This window comes from Pedobacter terrae (assembly GCF_900100705.1).
GTDB classification, from domain to species: domain Bacteria; phylum Bacteroidota; class Bacteroidia; order Sphingobacteriales; family Sphingobacteriaceae; genus Pedobacter; species Pedobacter terrae.
Map to the genome: position 1 here is coordinate 70,419 of NZ_FNCH01000019.1, position 16,837 is coordinate 87,255.

The window sequence follows — 16,837 nt, forward strand, 5'->3', positions numbered from 1 at the left end:
AGGTATCTACATCAGCTATATTTTGATGATACCTTTTAACAATAATTAATTTAACATTTTTCATCTTTATTAATTCCAGCGTTCACTCTTGTAAAGAGAATAATAGGCTTTTAGGTAGAAATCAACATTTTCTGTTAGCATCATTTTTTAAAGCTCAATTGTATAGGATCAAAAACCTTAACAATGTCCCATTTATTTTTGTAAAGCGGTATTGGTAGTCGGGCCTTGAAGGTTAAGAGATCACCACAATCGAATCTAGCGTTTCGCGGGTTGATTGATAAATATAATAGTGAGGTGCAGCAAGCATTAAGCAGCTGGAGCTAAATACCATAACCACTAGCGACAAAAGATATTTCATAATTTTAAATAAGAAAAACTACTATTATCATTCATGGAGTAGTAGTGTAAAATATACACTCTATATATCGCCAACTGCTTGATATAAGCAACAGTTGGTTTCATTAATTCCAATTTAGCGTACCAATTTAACAGCTTTTAACAACTGTCTCAAGATATTTACAAGTATCATTTTGAAATAAAAAATTCTATTAAAAGACTCATAAGCAATATTTTAATTATATTTAAGAGATAGTGAAACCCTAAAATAAATCAATCGATTGATTAAATGACAGAATTTGGACAGATATATTTTTGGTTAGGCGCTATTTTTGGACAATAATTGCGGAATCTAAGCCCTAAATTTTGACGACGCTCTTAATTCAGGAAATTCAAATTTATACACACACAGAAATAGTCCATGAGAAAAGTAACAACTCTCTTTTTTAGCGTGAGCATAGGTATGCTTTTAGCATCCTGCGGAAACAATGATGATGCTAAAAAAGCGGCAGCTGCTGCAGCAGCTGGTCCACAAGCCTACCCGGTTTTTACCGTAAATACACAAAATACTACTTTAGATTCTGATTATCCAGCAACGATTGAAGGTATTCAAAATATAGATATCCGCCCAAAAGTTGACGGCTTTATCGAAAAGATTTTTGTAGATGAGGGTGCCGTGGTTAAAAAAGGCCAGTTACTTTTCACGATCAATGCACCTCAGTACGAACAACAGGTACGCACTGCAAGAGCGGCCATTAGCAGTGCTGAAGCCGATGTTAATGCCGCCCAGTTAACAGTAAACAAAACCAGGCCTTTGGTAGAAAAAGACATCATCAGCAAGTACGATCTTGATGCTGCTCAATTAACACTCCAAAGCAGAAAAGCCGCGTTGGCACAGGCAAAAGCTGAATTAGTAAATGCACAGGTTAACTTAGGTTATACCTCGGTTAAAAGTCCGGTTGATGGTGTAGTTGGCAGTATTCCTTTCAGAAATGGAAGTTTAGTAAGCAGTACCAGTACACAGCCTTTAACAACAGTTTCTAATACATCAAAGGTTTATGCTTACTTCTCCTTAAATGAGAAACAACTGCTGGATTTTTCGAGGACCTATAAAGGGAATACTTTGGCTCAGCAAATGAAAAACATCCCGGCGGTAAGTTTGGTATTGGCGGATGGAACAGTTTACGCACAGAATGGTAAAATCGAATCCATCAACGGACAGATTAATACCAATACAGGTTCTGCAAGCTTAAGGGCCACCTTTCCTAACCCTGCTTCTTTATTGAAAAATGGAGCGAGCGCTTCAGTAAGGGTTCCACAGCACATTGAGAATGCCATTTTAGTACCTCAAAGATCAACAATCGATTTACAGGGCAAAAAATTCGTTTATCTTTTAGGCGATTCTGCTAAAGTAATTAATACTGAAATTGAGGTTATGGATTTGGCCAAAGGAAAGTTCTATGTAGTAACTAAGGGCCTTAAGAGTGGAGATAAAGTTGTTTTGGAAGGTTTCCAATCGTTAAAAGACGGAACGAAAATCAAACCGGAAGAAAAAAGTGCCGATTCAGTTTATGCTGAAATCAAAAAATAACAATATCATGTTGCTTATCACACTGTTATCAGTGTAATCAATATTAATTATGTTTAAGAAATTTATAGAAAGACCGGTTTTATCAACGGTTATATCCATCATCATCGTTATACTCGGTGTTTTAGGTTTAGCTACGTTGCCGGTTTCACAATATCCGGAAATTGCCCCGCCAACGGTGCAAGTTTCCACTTCATACCAGGGTGCCAATGCCGATGTGGTGATGAATAGCGTAGTTGTTCCGCTGGAAGAGCAGATCAATGGTGTGGAAGACATGACCTACATGACTTCAAGTGCCAGTAACGATGGTTCTGCAACCATCACAGTAAACTTTAAACTGGGTACCAACCCCGATCTTGCAGCGGTAAACGTACAGAACAGGGTTGCCCGTGCGACCAGTTTATTACCTGCAGAGGTAACCAAATCGGGTGTAATTACAGCGAAAAGACAAGCCAGTAACGTATTGATCTTTGGTTTATATAGCGATGATCCTTCCTACGATCAGAAGTTTTTGCAAAACTATGCCAACATCAACATCATACCACAGATTAAAAGGATAAATGGTGTTGGGGATGCGAGTGCGTTCGGAACGTTGGATTATACCATGCGGATCTGGTTAAAACCTGATGTGATGGCCACTTACGGACTGGTGCCAAACGATATTAGCGTAGCCCTTGCCGATCAGAACGTGGAGGCTGCTCCGGGTCAGTTTGGAGAACTTGGTAATCAGGCATTTCAGTACACTTTAAAGTATACAGGTCGGTTAAAAGACGAGGCACAGTTTGGCAATATTATTATCCGCACTACCGATAACGGACAGGTTCTTCGTCTAAAAGATATTGCAAGAATTGAATTAGGTGCACAAAGTTATGCCAGTTCGGTTAAATTTAATGGAAAACAGGCTTTAGGTATTGCGATTAATCAAACTGCAGGTTCAAATGCAAAAGAGGTAATCGAAAATTCTATCAAAACCCTTAATGAAGCTCAAAAATCTTTTCCAAAAGGGGTACATTACTCTACTTTGGTTAACGTGAACGACTTTTTGGATGCATCGATTGAAAAAGTACTTCATACCTTAATCGAAGCATTTATTTTGGTGTTCCTGGTGGTGTTTATCTTTTTGCAGGATTTCCGTTCAACCTTGATTCCGGCGATCAGTGTACCGGTGGCGATTATCGGAACTTTCTTTTTCCTGAGTTTATTTGGATTTACCATCAACCTGCTCACCTTGTTCGCCCTGGTGCTCGCTATTGGTATTGTGGTAGATGATGCGATTGTAGTAGTTGAGGCTGTACATGCCAAACTGGACGAGGGTTATACCGACGCCAAAAAAGCAACTATTGATGCCATGGATGATATTAGCGGAGCGATTATATCGATCACTTTGGTAATGGCCGCTGTATTTATCCCGGTAAGTTTTATCTCTGGATCATCTGGCGTATTTTATAAACAATTTGGTTTAACACTGGCCATTTCCATTATTTTATCGGCCATTAATGCCTTAACTTTAAGTCCGGCATTATGTGCCTTATTCTTAAAACCGCATAAAGAAGAGCATAAAAAATCTAAAAACTTTTTACAGCGTTTCTACGATGCTTTTAATACATCATTCGATGCCGTAACCGGAAAGTATAAAAAATCGGTAAGCTTTCTTTCCAGACAAAAATGGATAGTAGGTTTGGCCATTGCCTTTTTCGTTGCCCTACTGGTTTGGACAATGAATACTACGCCAAAAGGTTTCGTACCCAATGAGGATTTGGGAACCATCATGAGCGATATCTCTTTACCGGCAGGGACTTCACAAGAGGAAACGAGTATTATCATTACCAAGATTGACAGTATTGCGCACAAAATACCTGAAATTAAAAACACTTTAAGGATTGTGGGCCGTAGTATGATCAGTGGTTCAGGAAGTTCGTATGGTATGGTAATTTCGCGATTAACCCCATGGGATGAACGTAAAGGACGGGATGTAAAAGCAATTATTGGAGAACTGTTTGCAAAAACAGCAGGCATTAAAGGTGCTAAAATTATTTTCTTTGCTCCGCCAACTATCCAGGGTTTTGGTACCAGTGGTGGTTTTGAGTTCCAGTTACAGGATAAAACCGGCGGAGACATTAAAAAATTCAACGAAGTTGGAAATACTTTTTTAGCAGCATTAAGTAAACGCCCTGAAATTCAATATGCTTCTACCTCTTTTAACCCAAATTTTCCACAATATCAGATTGATGTAAATGTGGCAAAGGTTAAACAGGCCGGCCTGAATGTTAGCGACGTATTGGGTGTGATGCAAGGCTATTACGGTGGTGTTTATGCTTCAAATTTCAACAAATTTGGTAAACAGTTTAGGGTAATGTACCAGGCTGACGCGCAATATCGCGCTAATGAGCAAACGCTAACCCGTATTTATGTTAGAACCTCTTCAGGGCAAATGGCTCCGGTATCGGAGTTTATTACTTTAACCAAAGTATATGGACCACAAGCTATTTCCCGTTTCAATTTGTTTACTTCAATTTCGGTAACAGGTAATCCAAATGCTGGCTATAGTTCGGGTGATGCCTTAAAGGCCGTTCAGGAAGAGGCTGCTAAAAATCTTCCGGCAGGATATGGCTACGAATTTTCAGGTTTATCGCGCGAGGAAATGGCAGGCGGAAGTCAAACGGTTTTCATCTTTTTACTTTGCGTAATCTTTGTTTATTTCTTGCTTGCCGCACAGTACGAAAGTTATATTTTGCCGTTAGCAGTTTTATTTTCTTTACCTATTGGTTTAGCAGGTGTATTCGTTTTCGATAAAATTTTCGGAGTAGATAATAACATTTATACGCAAATTACGCTGATCATGCTTGTAGGACTTTTAGCCAAAAATGCCATTTTGATTGTAGAATATGCAGTAGATAGAAGAAGAAAAGGTATGAGCATAGCCAATGCGGCAATTGATGGCGCAACAGCACGTTTACGCCCGATTTTAATGACTTCATTTGCCTTCATTCTTGGTTTATTACCGCTAATGTTATCATCAGGTGTTGGTGCGGCAGGTAATACCTCAATTGGTACGGGAGCTGTAGGTGGTATGTTGATCGGAACAATTTTCGGGGTTTTCGTAATTCCAGCACTCTTTATCATATTCCAATCCCTACAGGAGCGCATTAGCAATAAATCACCTTTTAACGAAGGTATTGACCATGAACAAACGCCAGAGGAATATGAATTGGCTACTGCGAATAGCAAACATTAATATTAAGAAAATGAATTTTAGATATAAGCATTCCCTTTTAATCGGTTTAGCCATTGTTGCCCTGAGTGCCTGCGTAACTAAAAAATACGAACGTCCTCAGGTAAAAAGCGAGGGTTTATACCGGGATAATAATACAACAGATACGACTACAATGGCAGACCTGCAGTGGAAAACCTTGTTTTCGGATACCACTTTACAGTCGCTGATCCAACAAGGAATAAATGAAAATTTAGACCTGAAACAAGCCATTGAGCGGATCAAAATTGCAGAGGCTACTTTAATACAGAGTCGTGGAGCATTACTACCAAGCTTGCAGGCTGATGTAAATGTGACTGACAATAAGCAGTCGCAGGCCTCCTTAAACTTTCCTCCCGGGATTAATATTAATTTAGAAACCCAAACCTATAAGGCGCAGCTGAGCACTAGCTGGGAGGCTGATATATGGGGAAAATTAACAAGCGCAAAACGTGGCGCATATGCAACCTTACTGCAAACTGATGCCGCAAAAAGAGCTGTCCAAACGCAATTAATCGCCACTATTGCCAACAACTATTATACGTTATTGGCGCTCGATAAACAATTGGCCATTACTGAACAAACCATTAAGGTGAGAACGCAGGATGTGGAAACCATGAGAGAATTAAAACAAGGTGCGGTGGTAAATGGTGCGGCGGTTGTACAAAGTGAAGCGAATTTATACGCTGCTCAAGTAACCTTACCTGATTTAAAAAGAAGCATTAAAGAAGCTGAAAATGCATTAAGTGTATTGGTAGCCAAAGCACCGAATGCGATTAATCGTACTACCTTAGATCAACAGACTCCTTATGCGAATTTACAGACAGGTGTTTCTGCACAATTATTAAAAAACCGCCCGGATGTAATCGCTGCAGAATTTGGTTTTAGGTCAGCTTTCGAAAATACCAATGTAGCGAAGGCGTACTTTTACCCTGCATTAACGATTACCGCAGCCGGTGGATTATCAAGTTTACAATTACAGGATTTCTTTAGCAAATCTATCTTCTATAATTTGGTGGGCGGTTTAACACAGCCAATTTTTGCAAGGGGAGCAAATAAAGCCCGCCTAAAAACAGCTGAAGCCAATCAACAGATTGCTTTTTATAACTTTCAACAGACGCTATTAACTGGTGGACAGGAAGTATCAAATGCCTTGTATGCTTATCAAACGGCGGCAGAGAAAGAGGAAACGAGGGCAAAACAAATTGCCTCTTTAACGAAAGCAGTAGATTTTACCAAAGAATTATTGCGCTACAGCTCAGCAACAAATTATACGGATGTGTTAACTTCAGAACAAAGTTTGTTAACCGCTCAATTGAACGGGATTAATGATCGATTACAAAAATTACAGTCAGTGGTAAATCTATACCGCGCACTGGGTGGTGGTTGGAAATAAACAGTCATAAAAAGTACGTTAAGGGCATTCTGATTTATACAGGATGCCTTTTTTATTTCACGGGTTGTGTTGGTACAGGCAATCGCGTTATGTTTTTGCCACGAAAGCACAGATTAGCACGGAAGTTTTTGTTTGTCATCACGAGTGATATTTTATTGTAAAAATCAATATTAATGAGGAACCGCAACGTAGTGATACCGCCTGGTAAACAATCAGGGCAAGTCAGTTTAAGAAAGATAATGTAGGCTTGTGAACTAAAATCCTGGTCACTAAACTTTGTTTGTACCAAAAAATTAATATCTGTAGGCTAAATTATCCCCATCATAGTTCATTTTCAACGGATATTAAAAATCTATACCTTTTTATGCTAAAAAAGGCCAGTTTTTTTGATGTAACCGCAAAATATTGTAAGTTTAATTTTTTTTAAGCGCTTAGCTTAGAAAAATTTTTAAACCAATCAATGTTACGTGTCGATAGTTCTAAAGCCTGTAAAGTGGTGTACTCTTTGTGCAAGCATGAGTATTTGGGCTATTTAATTGAACCACACGTAGTTCAGCTAAATCCACAGGGAGATTTTTCCTTTACTTATCAACGAATTTTCACCCACACCGCTGAAGAATTTAATGCCTGTTTGACTGACATTGATTATAAACTGATCAGGATTTTGGATGATATTGAGCAGGATTCGCTCATTAAAAAGTATTATAAAAAATTAATCAGACCTACTGAATTCTTTACCAAAATTTTCGACGATAAGTTTTATGAAAGTGTTCGTCCTAAAATTGAAAAGAAACTTGCCGAAGCTTTAGAAATCTTAAAGGTCAAAAATGAGCTTTATATAATGGACAAAGATGGCTGGCCTGTAGAACGCAAAATCGAACTTGCTCATGAGCCTGCTTCTATCCTTTTCCATTTCCGGAGGAATGAAACAGAAACACGTTATTTTCCTACCATCAAATACCAGAACCTGCGCATCGAATTCATGTTTAAAGAGGCGCAGATTATTAGCAACAAACCTGCCTGGTTATTGCTGAATGATGTATTATACTTTTTTGATCAGGATATTGAGGGCAAGAAATTACAGCCCTTTTTAAATAAACGCTTTATAGCCATACCCAAAACAACTGAAGCCACTTATTTCGAAAAATTTGTTGCGCCCTTAATAGAAAAACACCACGTGTATGCTGAAGGTTTCGAGATCCGGACCGAGCAATTTGAGGCTATACCAGTGATTAAGGTTTTATATGTTGATGGTGGTCTTTCTCAGATTCAGCTATATTTTAAATATGGGGAGTACACATTCTCAGTAGAAAATGCACATAAAGTTACGGTACGTTTAGAAAAAACAGAAGATAACTATATTTTCCACCGTATTAGACGTTCGGCAGACTGGGAGAAAAAACAGTTCAATTTGCTCCTCTCCTTAGGGCTTAAAAAAACAAGTTCTTTGTTCAGTAATCTGGAAGTAGCTTCAGCAGAAGAAAACCCAAGTTATGGCGCCATAAACTGGGTAAATGAGCATATCGAAATCTTAGAGGCATCGGGTTTTGAAATTGAACAGGCTACAGGACAGAAAAAATTTGTACTCGGTGCCAGTAAAATCGACCTGGAGGTTAAAGAAGGAAATGATTGGTTCGATATCCATGCAGTGGTTTGGTTTGGTAAATACCAGATCCCGTTTCTATCTTTAAAACAACATATTTTACATAAAAGGCGCGAATTTTTATTACCCGACGGAGAAATAGCCATTATCCCTGATAAGTGGTTTACGCAATACGGCAGTTTGTTCAGTTTGGCAGAAACAGGGCAAACGCTTAAATTAAAGAAACACCATATCGGTTTAATTAATGACCTGGCTGAAGATAGACTGGCTAATGTTACACTCGAGCGTAAACTTCAGCGTCTTTCGGATTTTGAGGATATTGCCGATACACAGATGCCGGTTCATTTTAAAGGTAGTTTGCGCGATTATCAGAAAGCTGGTTATAACTGGTTCAGCTTTTTACGCGAATATAATTTTGGTGGCTGTTTAGCAGATGATATGGGTTTGGGTAAAACCATCCAGACCTTAGCCATGCTGCAAAAAGTGAAGGAAGATGATCAACTGGTGGAAACGCAAACCACGTCGCTGATTATTATGCCAACTTCTTTAATTTATAACTGGTTAACAGAGGCTAAAAAATTTACCCCGAAACTTAAAATACTGGCCCATACAGGTACTAATCGTAATAAAGATGTAGCCAATTTTGCCAATTACGACATTATCATTACCACTTATGGTGTAACCAGGGTAGATGTAGATGAGTTAAAAAACTTCTATTTCAATTACATTATTCTTGATGAAAGTCAGAACATTAAAAACCCGGCATCAAAATCTTTCAAAGCCGTCAGAAGCTTAAAATCAAAACACAAACTGATTCTGAGTGGTACACCGGTAGAGAATTCGGTAAGTGATTTATGGTCGCAGTTAACTTTCTTAAATCCAGGCTTATTAGGTACGCAGGCATTTTTTTACGAAGAATATGTACAGGCAATAGAAAAGAAAAAGGACGAGGAAAAAGCACGTAAACTCCAATCTATTATCAAACCTTTTGTACTCCGCAGAACAAAAGAGCAGGTAGCGGCAGAATTACCTCCTAAAACGGAACAGGTAATTTATTGCGACATGAGTGAAGACCAGGCCGCTTATTACGAAAAAACAAAATCAGCCTACCGTAATGATTTATTGCAGAGCATGGATGACGGAACTTTCGCTCGGAAACAGGTTCAGCTTTTACAGGGATTAACCGCTTTACGTCAGCTCGCTAACCACCCTGTAATGATTGATGGGGAGTACATTTCTGATTCTGGCAAATTTGAAAACGTCATCCATACGTTAGATAATGTGCTTAAGGGCGGGCATAAAGTTTTAGTATTTTCACAATTTGTAAAACACCTGGATATCTTCAAAAAACATTTTGAAGCAGAACATATACCATTTGCTTATTTAGATGGCTCAACCCGTAACCGTGGCGAGATCGTTTCTGAATTTCAGCAGAATACCGAGCTGAAGGTTTTCTTAATCTCCATCAAAGCTGGTGGTGTTGGTTTAAATTTAACCCAGGCCGATTACGTTTTTATCCTCGATCCGTGGTGGAACCCTGCAGTAGAACAGCAGGCTATTGATAGAACCCACCGGATTGGTCAGGATAAAAAAGTCTTTATCTATAAATTCATCGCAAAAGATACTGTCGAGGAGAAAATTTTAGCTTTACAGAACCGTAAAAAATCTTTAGCCAATTCATTGATCACTACCGAAGAAAGTTTCTTTAAATCACTGAGTAAAGAGGATATCAGAGATATTTTAAACTAATATAAAGTATTTACAGTCATTGGTTAATATAACCCATCTGAGCAAGTTGAATTTTGAAAGTAAATCAGTCACATACGTCAACCCTGACTTGTAGCGAAGTGGAAAGGTACGAAGTAAACCGAGCCTTAAGCGAGCTCACCGAAGGTAATTTATTTCAGGGTCTTGATAACCAATAAGATGCTGAAACACCCGTCCGACCGACCAGGCGGAAGTTCAGCAGGACGATTCTCAGAGATGATCCCATATTTAAAATTCTTTTCAAACTCATTTCCTCCTTACTTGTTATACAATAGAACATAAATTCTACTATTATGACAAATCAAGATTTTAATACCGCAGTAAATAATGTTAAAGAGGCATGGAAATATCCAGAGTTATTTGAAAATGTTTCGAAATCAGAACGTTGGTTATCTGGCGCAGCGGGTACATATTTACTTTTTAAAGGTATTACCAGCATTTTTTCGCATCCTGTAATTGGTCTGACTGGCGCAGCAATTGGTGCAGGATTACTTTACCGTGGGATTACAGGCTACTGCCCAATGCGCGATTTAGCAGAACAACGAGGAGAAGATGTAGCGCCTGATGAGGTCGTGATAACTGAAACCTATGTTGTTGACGATTTAGGGTAAAATTTTAAATACTAAATTTCCATTTCTTAATAAACTGGTTAACTTTAAAAAAGTTAACCCACTATCATGAACAAGTACACACTATTATTTATCCCGGCACTTTTTGCAGGGCAAGTTATGGCACAAGATAAGAAACCAGATCCTGCCAACGATCCAAAAACAACAGAGGTTTGGGAACCTGTTCCTAAAATTGTTACGCCGGGTAAATTGCCTCAGGATGCACCATCTGATGCTATTATTCTTTTTAACGGTAGAAATTTAGATGCGTGGCACGCTGTTAAAGACCCGGCTAAACCAGCTGCATGGACAATTGATGATGGCTTTTTTACCGTGAAAAAAGGTACTGGAAACATCGAAACCAATAAAAAGTTTACCGATTACCAGCTGCATATGGAATGGAAAATTCCTGAAAACATTACAGGCGAAGGTCAGGCACGTGGAAATAGCGGCGTGTTTTTAGCTTCAACCGGGGGTGGTGATGATGGTTACGAAATCCAGATTTTAGATGTTTACAACAATAAAACCTATGTGAACGGACAAACAGGAAGTGTTTATAAACAGGCAGTTCCTTTAGCTAATGCCAACAAAAAACCTGGCGAATGGCAATATTACGACATCATTTGGAATGCACCACGTTTTAACGAAGATGGAACCCTACAAAAACCAGCAAGTGTTACCTTATTTTTAAATGGCGTACTTCTACAGAATGGATTTGTATTAAAGGGTGCAACAAGGTACATCGGTGCCCCTGAATATAAAAAACATGGCCCTTCTTCTATTAAATTACAAGATCACGGCGATCCAAGTCCGGCCATTAGCTACAGAAACATCTGGGTAAGAGAACTATAATTAGATGTCTTTGTTTATAACAAGGATCGAAGAGAATTGCGATTGTATCGCTTAAAGGAATTATAGTCACATTAAAAATGTGAAGTTCATACATCCCGGTTGCAAATAGTGACGATAGAAATTATAATTTCAACAAAACAACAATAAGGAACCTGCAGGCCAAAAGCTTGCAGGTTTTGTTTTATAAAATAATTTGACGGATAATTGTAATCAGATATTTAAGATCGGATTTTTTTTATGAACAAAGGCAGATTAGAGGCATTTAGTGATGGTGTAATTGCAATTATCATCACCATTATGGTTTTGGAAATCAAAGTACCTGAACATGGCGAAACTTTAGCAACCTTAAAACCGCTTTTCCCAAAATTCATCAGTTATATCCTAAGTTTCATTTACGTTGGCATTTACTGGAACAATCATCACCATCTATTGCATGCCGTTAAAAGGGTAAACGGATCAATGCTTTGGGCCAATCTAAATTTCTTATTCTGGCTTTCACTTTTTCCGTTTGCGGCTGGCTGGATGGGCGAACACCACTTTGCACTGTGGCCGGTTATTGTGTATGGTGTGGTATTACTTCTAGCAGCCATTTCTTATACCTTATTGGTCATTATCATTAAAAAAACAGAAGGTCAGCACTCTTTAGTGGTACATGCCATTGGTAATGATGCTAAAGGAAAATTCTCGTTGTTATTCTATATTGCGGGTGTTGGATTAAGTTTTATCAACCCATGGATTGGCGTAGCGCTTTATTTCGCGGTGGCCTGTATCTGGTTTATTCCTGATAGCAGAATCGAAAACGCCATGCGCGAGCAGGGTTTCATTGATAATGAGCAAGCTAACTAGCATCAATACAATACCGGCAGGCATTAGGCAGTTAGCCGGAAATAGCCACACAAGCGTAGCCCCTTAGCCCCGATTGAAGTGAGCACGCCTCCCGGTTCTTCTCCGATCAATCGGCACTGAAATAGTACCGGGAGAAGTAAAACGTAAAGCGGGAAGAAACCTAAATAACAGTAGCAAGCTGCGCTCCAAATAAATGATAAGCCAGGCACATTGGTATTAGTGGGCCTGTAGCGTTTCCATGTATAATTCCCGATCAATCATCTCTGCACCTAAACTCATCAAATGGCCATTTGGCAACTGACAGTCAATTAAATCAATATTCATTTTGCTTAAAAAAATAAGGGCAGCTTTTGAGGCATTACTGACATGGCTAAACATACTTTCACCACAAAAAACCCGGTTTACCTTTAAGCCGTATAACCCCCCAACCAATTTATCCTGCTGCCAAACCTCTACACTGTGTGCATAACCTTGTTGATGGAGTTTGATATAAGCATCTTGCATGTCGTTGGTAATCCAGGTGCCGTCCTGCCCTTTTCTTTCTGTAGTGGCGCAGTTTTGGATCACCTGGGTAAAAGCCTGGTTAAAAGTAATTTTAAAAACCTCCTGTTTTAAAATTTTCCTCATGCTTTTACTGATCTTGATTTTATCAGGATAAATCACACAGCGTTCGTGTGGCGAATACCAAAGAATAGGTTCACCTTCACTAAACCATGGAAATATACCGGTTGAATAGGCAATCAATAACCGCTCCGTACTTAAATCGCCCCCTATGGCTAACAAACCGTCCTCCTCTGCCAAGGCCGGATCAGGAAAGCCTGGATGATCATCTAGCAACTGAAAAAACATGACCAAAAATAAGAAAGAAAACAAAGATTAAACCCTGACGTTCTAAATAAGTCATATTGTAAAACAGTCCATTATGAATACGAAAGATAATTTCTTAAAAGTAAAACATCTTTATAACCGGGCGGGCTTCGGAATTTCTTATACCGACTTAGAAAAATTAAGCAGAAAAAGACTGGATAAAGTAGTAGATAGTTTGCTTAAAGATTCGCAAAAAGATGATCCAATTAGCTTAGTAAACGATTTTGAATCAAGACGGCAGCTTTTGGTACAGGCTGGTTTATATGCAAAAAAAGACCTTACTGATGAGGAAAAGAAAATGCGCCAGCAAATTATCCGCGAACAGAATGATGTGAGCCGCGACCTGAATATTGCTTTCATTACCAAGATGATCAATACAGATGCGCCCTTGAGGGAAAAGATGACGCTCTTTTGGCATGGACATTTTGCCTGCCGCAGCAACAATCCTTTTTTTGCACAACAGCTGAACAATATTCAGAGAGCAAACGCCTTAGGTAGCTTTAAAACCTTATTGGTTGAGGTTTCTAAGTCGCCTGCAATGTTACAATACCTAAATAACCAGCAGAATAAAAAAGGTAAGCCAAATGAAAATTTCGCCCGGGAACTGATGGAGCTTTTTACTTTAGGAAGAGGAAATTATTCAGAACAGGATATTAAAGAATCTGCCCGCTCATTTACCGGCTGGATGTATGACAAAGATGGTTCGTTTATTTTCAGGAAGAATCTGCATGATCCCGGAACAAAAACGTTTTTCGGTAAAATCGGAAATTTTGAGGGCGAAAACATTATTGATATTATTCTCGAAAAACCAGAAACCGCGCATTTTATAGCCGGGAAAGTATATAAATTCTTCGTTAATGATAGCCCTAACGAGGCACATATTAAAGAACTTGCCACACATTTTTACAATTCGAAATACGACATCGCTTCAATGATGAAAAAAATGTTTACTTCCGATTGGTTCTATAGCCCGGAAAATGTTGGCACGAAAATTAAATCACCAGCCGAATTTTTAGTTGGTTTAAGCCGCGAGTTTTATGTTACCTATAACAAGCCACAGGTTTTAATACAGCTACAAAGCAGTTTAGGGCAATATTTATTTAACCCGCCCAATGTTGCAGGCTGGCCTGGTGGACAAAGCTGGATCGATAGTTCATCGTTAATGTTAAGAATGCGGATTCCTTCACTTGTTTTGAATGATGGAGAAATTGATTTTAGCGGCAAGGCCGACCCCGAGGATGAAGCGGTAATTGCTTTAAGCCGAACGGCTACCACCAATGCAAATGCCAACTCGAAACCAAAATCTTACGTAAATGCAAATGCAGACTGGCCTAAATTTTTAAGCACGCTGCCAAAGGGATTAACACCACTGGAACTCACCGAATTTTTATTGCAACCGAAACTGAATACCAAAATAACAACGATGGTAGGCGATAATAAAGGATTGAGAAGCACGGCGGTAGAAATTACAAGCATGCCAGAGTATCAGTTGTGCTAGGCTTATGTTTGTTGATCGTTAATAGCTCATGGTCAATAGCCGTTTTCGCTAAACATCCAGGCAATCAACCATCAACCGATAAACCATTGACAAGTGAACAAAAACACCAATAAGATGAACAGAAGAAATTTTTTAAGAAATACAGGATTTGTTGCAGCAGGTTCGCTATTTGTTCCCGCTTTTATGAAACCACTTGAGGCCATGGCACTTGATGAACTAAGCCTCTACAAAAACCTGGTTGTGGTACAGCTTTCTGGCGGAAATGACGGCCTAAATACAGTTATTCCCTTTGGAAACGACATTTACTATCAAAAAAGAAATAGTATTGCCATTAAACCCGAAGAAGTAATTAAACTGAACGATATGCAGGGATTAAATCCGAACATGGCCGCTCTGCAAGAGATTTACGACCAAGGCTGGATGACCATTATTAACGATGTAGGGTACCCAAACCCCGATCGCTCGCACTTCCGATCAATGGATATCTGGCAAACCGGTAGCGATAGCAATCAATTTTTATCAACCGGATGGATTGGCCGCTATTTAGATAGCAATTGCCAAACCTGCAAATTCCCTTATACCGCGATAGAAGTTGACGACTCACTTTCGCTGGCTATGAAGGGTCAGACCAAAAAAGGAATTGCATTAAAAGATCCTGCAGCTCTGTTCCGTAATACCAACGATCCGTTTTTTAAGGCCATGTTACAGAACGATAAGGAACATTTAGATGAAGATAATTTAGGTTATTTGTATAAAACTATGATTGAAACCTCATCATCAGCCACTTATATACAGAATACTTCTAAAGTTTATCAGTCTAAGTTCACCTACCCAACTTCAGGTTTTGCCAATCAACTGAAAACGGTTTCGAAATTTATTTCTTCGGGATTAAAAACGAGGGTTTATTATGTATCATTAAGCGGTTTTGATACCCACGTGAATCAGATTGGTCAACAAGGGAACCTGCTTAAACAGTATAGCGAGGGCATGGCTGCTTTCTTAAAAGATCTCAAATCGAACAATAAGCTCGAAGATACCCTGGTGATTACCTTCTCTGAATTTGGCCGTAGGGTGGAGCAAAATGCCAGTAATGGTACCGATCATGGCACGGCAAATAATATGTTTGTTTTTGGTGGACGATTGAAGAAGCAGGGAATCTTCAATGCAGCGCCTAACCTTAGTGATTTAGACACAGGAGATTTAAAATACCAGCTGGATTTCAGACAGGTTTACGGTACCATTTTAGATAAGTGGCTGGATGTAAATAATGCTGATATTTTGAATAAGAAATTTAATACATTGGATTTTATATAAGGTACAAGAAGTCAAGTTTAGTGGCCAGCATGCTATGAAACCTGACTTCTTATTCTCTACTTTCTTTTCAATACATATACCGGCCGGTTTGAGGATTGATCTATCTGCTCCGTATAAACGCTAAACAACTCATAACCATAGCCCTTCATTTTATTGATCGCATCAATAGCCGAATTAAATTCGATTTTTTTATCGTGATCATCCCTGATGTAGAGTTCGCTATAATCACCTACTTTTTGACCATGTTCCAATGCAATCCATTGTCTGTCTGTTAAAAAACTTTTTACTGCGCGAATTTGAATATAATCTACATGGATATCAGTCAGTTTCACTCCATTTACATTTTGGGCTTTAACGCGCGATAGCCCAAAGCATGCGAACATTGCCGCTGCAAAGATGATTTTTTTCATATTGTGTTTCTTTTGTGTGTAAGTCTAAATTACAAAGAATCCAGTTAGAATACACGAACGATCTGTAACAAAATATGCAATATTAAATCTTAACGTAAAAAACACAATGAACTTTTTAGGCAATATTATCTGGATTATTTTTGGCGGTATCTTTATTTTCTTCGAATATATCATCGGAGGATTAATCCTTTGCCTAACCATTGTGGGGATTCCTTTTGGCATTCAATGCTTTAAATTTGCTATTGTAGGCCTCGCACCTTTCGGCGTTAAAATAAGTGATACATCATCGAATACCGGCTGCTTATCTACTATCATGAATTTAATCTGGATTTTTTGTGGAGGATTCTGGATTGCCTTAACGCATTTGTTTTTCGGCATCCTGCTTTGCATTACCATTGTTGGTATTCCATTCGGACGCCAGCATTTTAAACTGATGAATCTGGCCTTTACGCCTTTCGGAAAATCGATTTCTTAATAATTAAATTTTAAAAAAAATCTACTG

12 protein-coding genes are annotated in these 16,837 nt (G+C 38.8%); 10 read left to right on the plus strand and 2 right to left on the minus strand.

Going from position 1 to position 16,837, the window contains the following annotated elements; genetic code table 11:
- Positions 1–757 precede the first annotated feature (757 nt).
- The 7 genes from BLR60_RS19740 (at position 758) to BLR60_RS19770 (ending at position 12,246) form a co-directional block, all read left to right on the plus strand.
- The gene (locus BLR60_RS19740; RefSeq protein ID WP_090502989.1) at positions 758–1,927 is read left to right on the plus strand and encodes an efflux RND transporter periplasmic adaptor subunit; all 1,170 of its coding nucleotides are present in this window, start codon (positions 758–760) and stop codon (positions 1,925–1,927) included.
- A gap of 49 nt (positions 1,928–1,976) precedes the next feature.
- Entirely contained in the window at positions 1,977–5,159 is a 3,183-nt protein-coding gene (locus tag BLR60_RS19745) for an efflux RND transporter permease subunit (protein WP_090502991.1), read from the plus strand.
- A gap of 10 nt (positions 5,160–5,169) precedes the next feature.
- Positions 5,170–6,570, plus strand: coding sequence for an efflux transporter outer membrane subunit (locus tag BLR60_RS19750; RefSeq protein WP_090503045.1), 1,401 nt, complete (start codon positions 5,170–5,172; stop codon positions 6,568–6,570).
- Between the two features lie 460 nt (positions 6,571–7,030).
- Positions 7,031–9,922: a DEAD/DEAH box helicase gene (locus BLR60_RS19755; RefSeq protein ID WP_090502993.1), complete on the plus strand. Its 2,892-nt coding sequence runs from the start codon at positions 7,031–7,033 to the stop codon at positions 9,920–9,922.
- A gap of 311 nt (positions 9,923–10,233) precedes the next feature.
- On the plus strand, positions 10,234–10,551 hold the full coding sequence (locus tag BLR60_RS19760) for a YgaP family membrane protein (protein WP_090502995.1): 318 nt from the start codon (positions 10,234–10,236) through the stop codon (positions 10,549–10,551).
- A gap of 66 nt (positions 10,552–10,617) precedes the next feature.
- Positions 10,618–11,400: a 3-keto-disaccharide hydrolase gene (locus BLR60_RS19765; protein WP_090502997.1), complete on the plus strand. Its 783-nt coding sequence runs from the start codon at positions 10,618–10,620 to the stop codon at positions 11,398–11,400.
- A gap of 237 nt (positions 11,401–11,637) precedes the next feature.
- Positions 11,638–12,246, plus strand: a complete 609-nt coding sequence (locus tag BLR60_RS19770) for a TMEM175 family protein (RefSeq protein WP_090502999.1) — start codon at positions 11,638–11,640, stop codon at positions 12,244–12,246.
- Positions 12,247–12,462: 216 nt separating this feature from the next.
- Here BLR60_RS19770 and aat read toward each other — a convergent pair whose 3' ends face one another.
- Entirely contained in the window at positions 12,463–13,095 is a 633-nt protein-coding gene (aat, locus tag BLR60_RS19775) for a leucyl/phenylalanyl-tRNA--protein transferase (protein WP_090503001.1), read from the minus strand.
- Between the two features lie 73 nt (positions 13,096–13,168).
- On the opposite strand from aat, the gene BLR60_RS19780 reads away from it, so the two are divergent.
- Entirely contained in the window at positions 13,169–14,611 is a 1,443-nt protein-coding gene (locus tag BLR60_RS19780; RefSeq protein WP_090503003.1) for a DUF1800 domain-containing protein, read from the plus strand.
- Positions 14,612–14,725: 114 nt separating this feature from the next.
- Positions 14,726–15,925, plus strand: a complete 1,200-nt coding sequence (locus tag BLR60_RS19785) for a DUF1501 domain-containing protein (protein WP_090503004.1) — start codon at positions 14,726–14,728, stop codon at positions 15,923–15,925.
- A 56-nt stretch (positions 15,926–15,981) separates the two neighbouring features.
- Here the strand turns inward: BLR60_RS19785 and BLR60_RS19790 are convergent, their stop codons facing one another.
- A complete protein-coding gene (locus BLR60_RS19790; protein ID WP_090503006.1) occupies positions 15,982–16,335 on the minus strand; it encodes a hypothetical protein in 354 nt (117 codons plus the stop codon).
- Positions 16,336–16,441: 106 nt separating this feature from the next.
- Here BLR60_RS19790 and BLR60_RS19795 point away from each other — a divergent pair, with 106 nt between their 5' ends.
- The gene (locus BLR60_RS19795) at positions 16,442–16,810 is read left to right on the plus strand and encodes a YccF domain-containing protein (RefSeq protein WP_090503008.1); all 369 of its coding nucleotides are present in this window, start codon (positions 16,442–16,444) and stop codon (positions 16,808–16,810) included.
- The last annotated feature ends 27 nt before the right edge of the window (positions 16,811–16,837 follow it).

Coding starts and splice junctions, on each gene's coding strand:
- BLR60_RS19740 (WP_090502989.1), top strand. CDS start 758: ATGAGAAAAGTAACAACTCTCTTTTTTAGCGTGAGCATAGGTATGCTT.
- BLR60_RS19765 (WP_090502997.1), top strand. CDS start 10,618: ATGAACAAGTACACACTATTATTTATCCCGGCACTTTTTGCAGGGCAA.
- BLR60_RS19795 (WP_090503008.1), top strand. CDS start 16,442: ATGAACTTTTTAGGCAATATTATCTGGATTATTTTTGGCGGTATCTTT.
- BLR60_RS19790 (WP_090503006.1), bottom strand. CDS start 16,335: ATGAAAAAAATCATCTTTGCAGCGGCAATGTTCGCATGCTTTGGGCTA.
- BLR60_RS19770 (WP_090502999.1), top strand. CDS start 11,638: ATGAACAAAGGCAGATTAGAGGCATTTAGTGATGGTGTAATTGCAATT.
- BLR60_RS19760 (WP_090502995.1), top strand. CDS start 10,234: ATGACAAATCAAGATTTTAATACCGCAGTAAATAATGTTAAAGAGGCA.
- aat (WP_090503001.1), bottom strand. CDS start 13,095: ATGTTTTTTCAGTTGCTAGATGATCATCCAGGCTTTCCTGATCCGGCC.
- BLR60_RS19780 (WP_090503003.1), top strand. CDS start 13,169: ATGAATACGAAAGATAATTTCTTAAAAGTAAAACATCTTTATAACCGG.
- BLR60_RS19785 (WP_090503004.1), top strand. CDS start 14,726: ATGAACAGAAGAAATTTTTTAAGAAATACAGGATTTGTTGCAGCAGGT.
- BLR60_RS19750 (WP_090503045.1), top strand. CDS start 5,170: ATGAATTTTAGATATAAGCATTCCCTTTTAATCGGTTTAGCCATTGTT.
- BLR60_RS19755 (WP_090502993.1), top strand. CDS start 7,031: ATGTTACGTGTCGATAGTTCTAAAGCCTGTAAAGTGGTGTACTCTTTG.
- BLR60_RS19745 (WP_090502991.1), top strand. CDS start 1,977: ATGTTTAAGAAATTTATAGAAAGACCGGTTTTATCAACGGTTATATCC.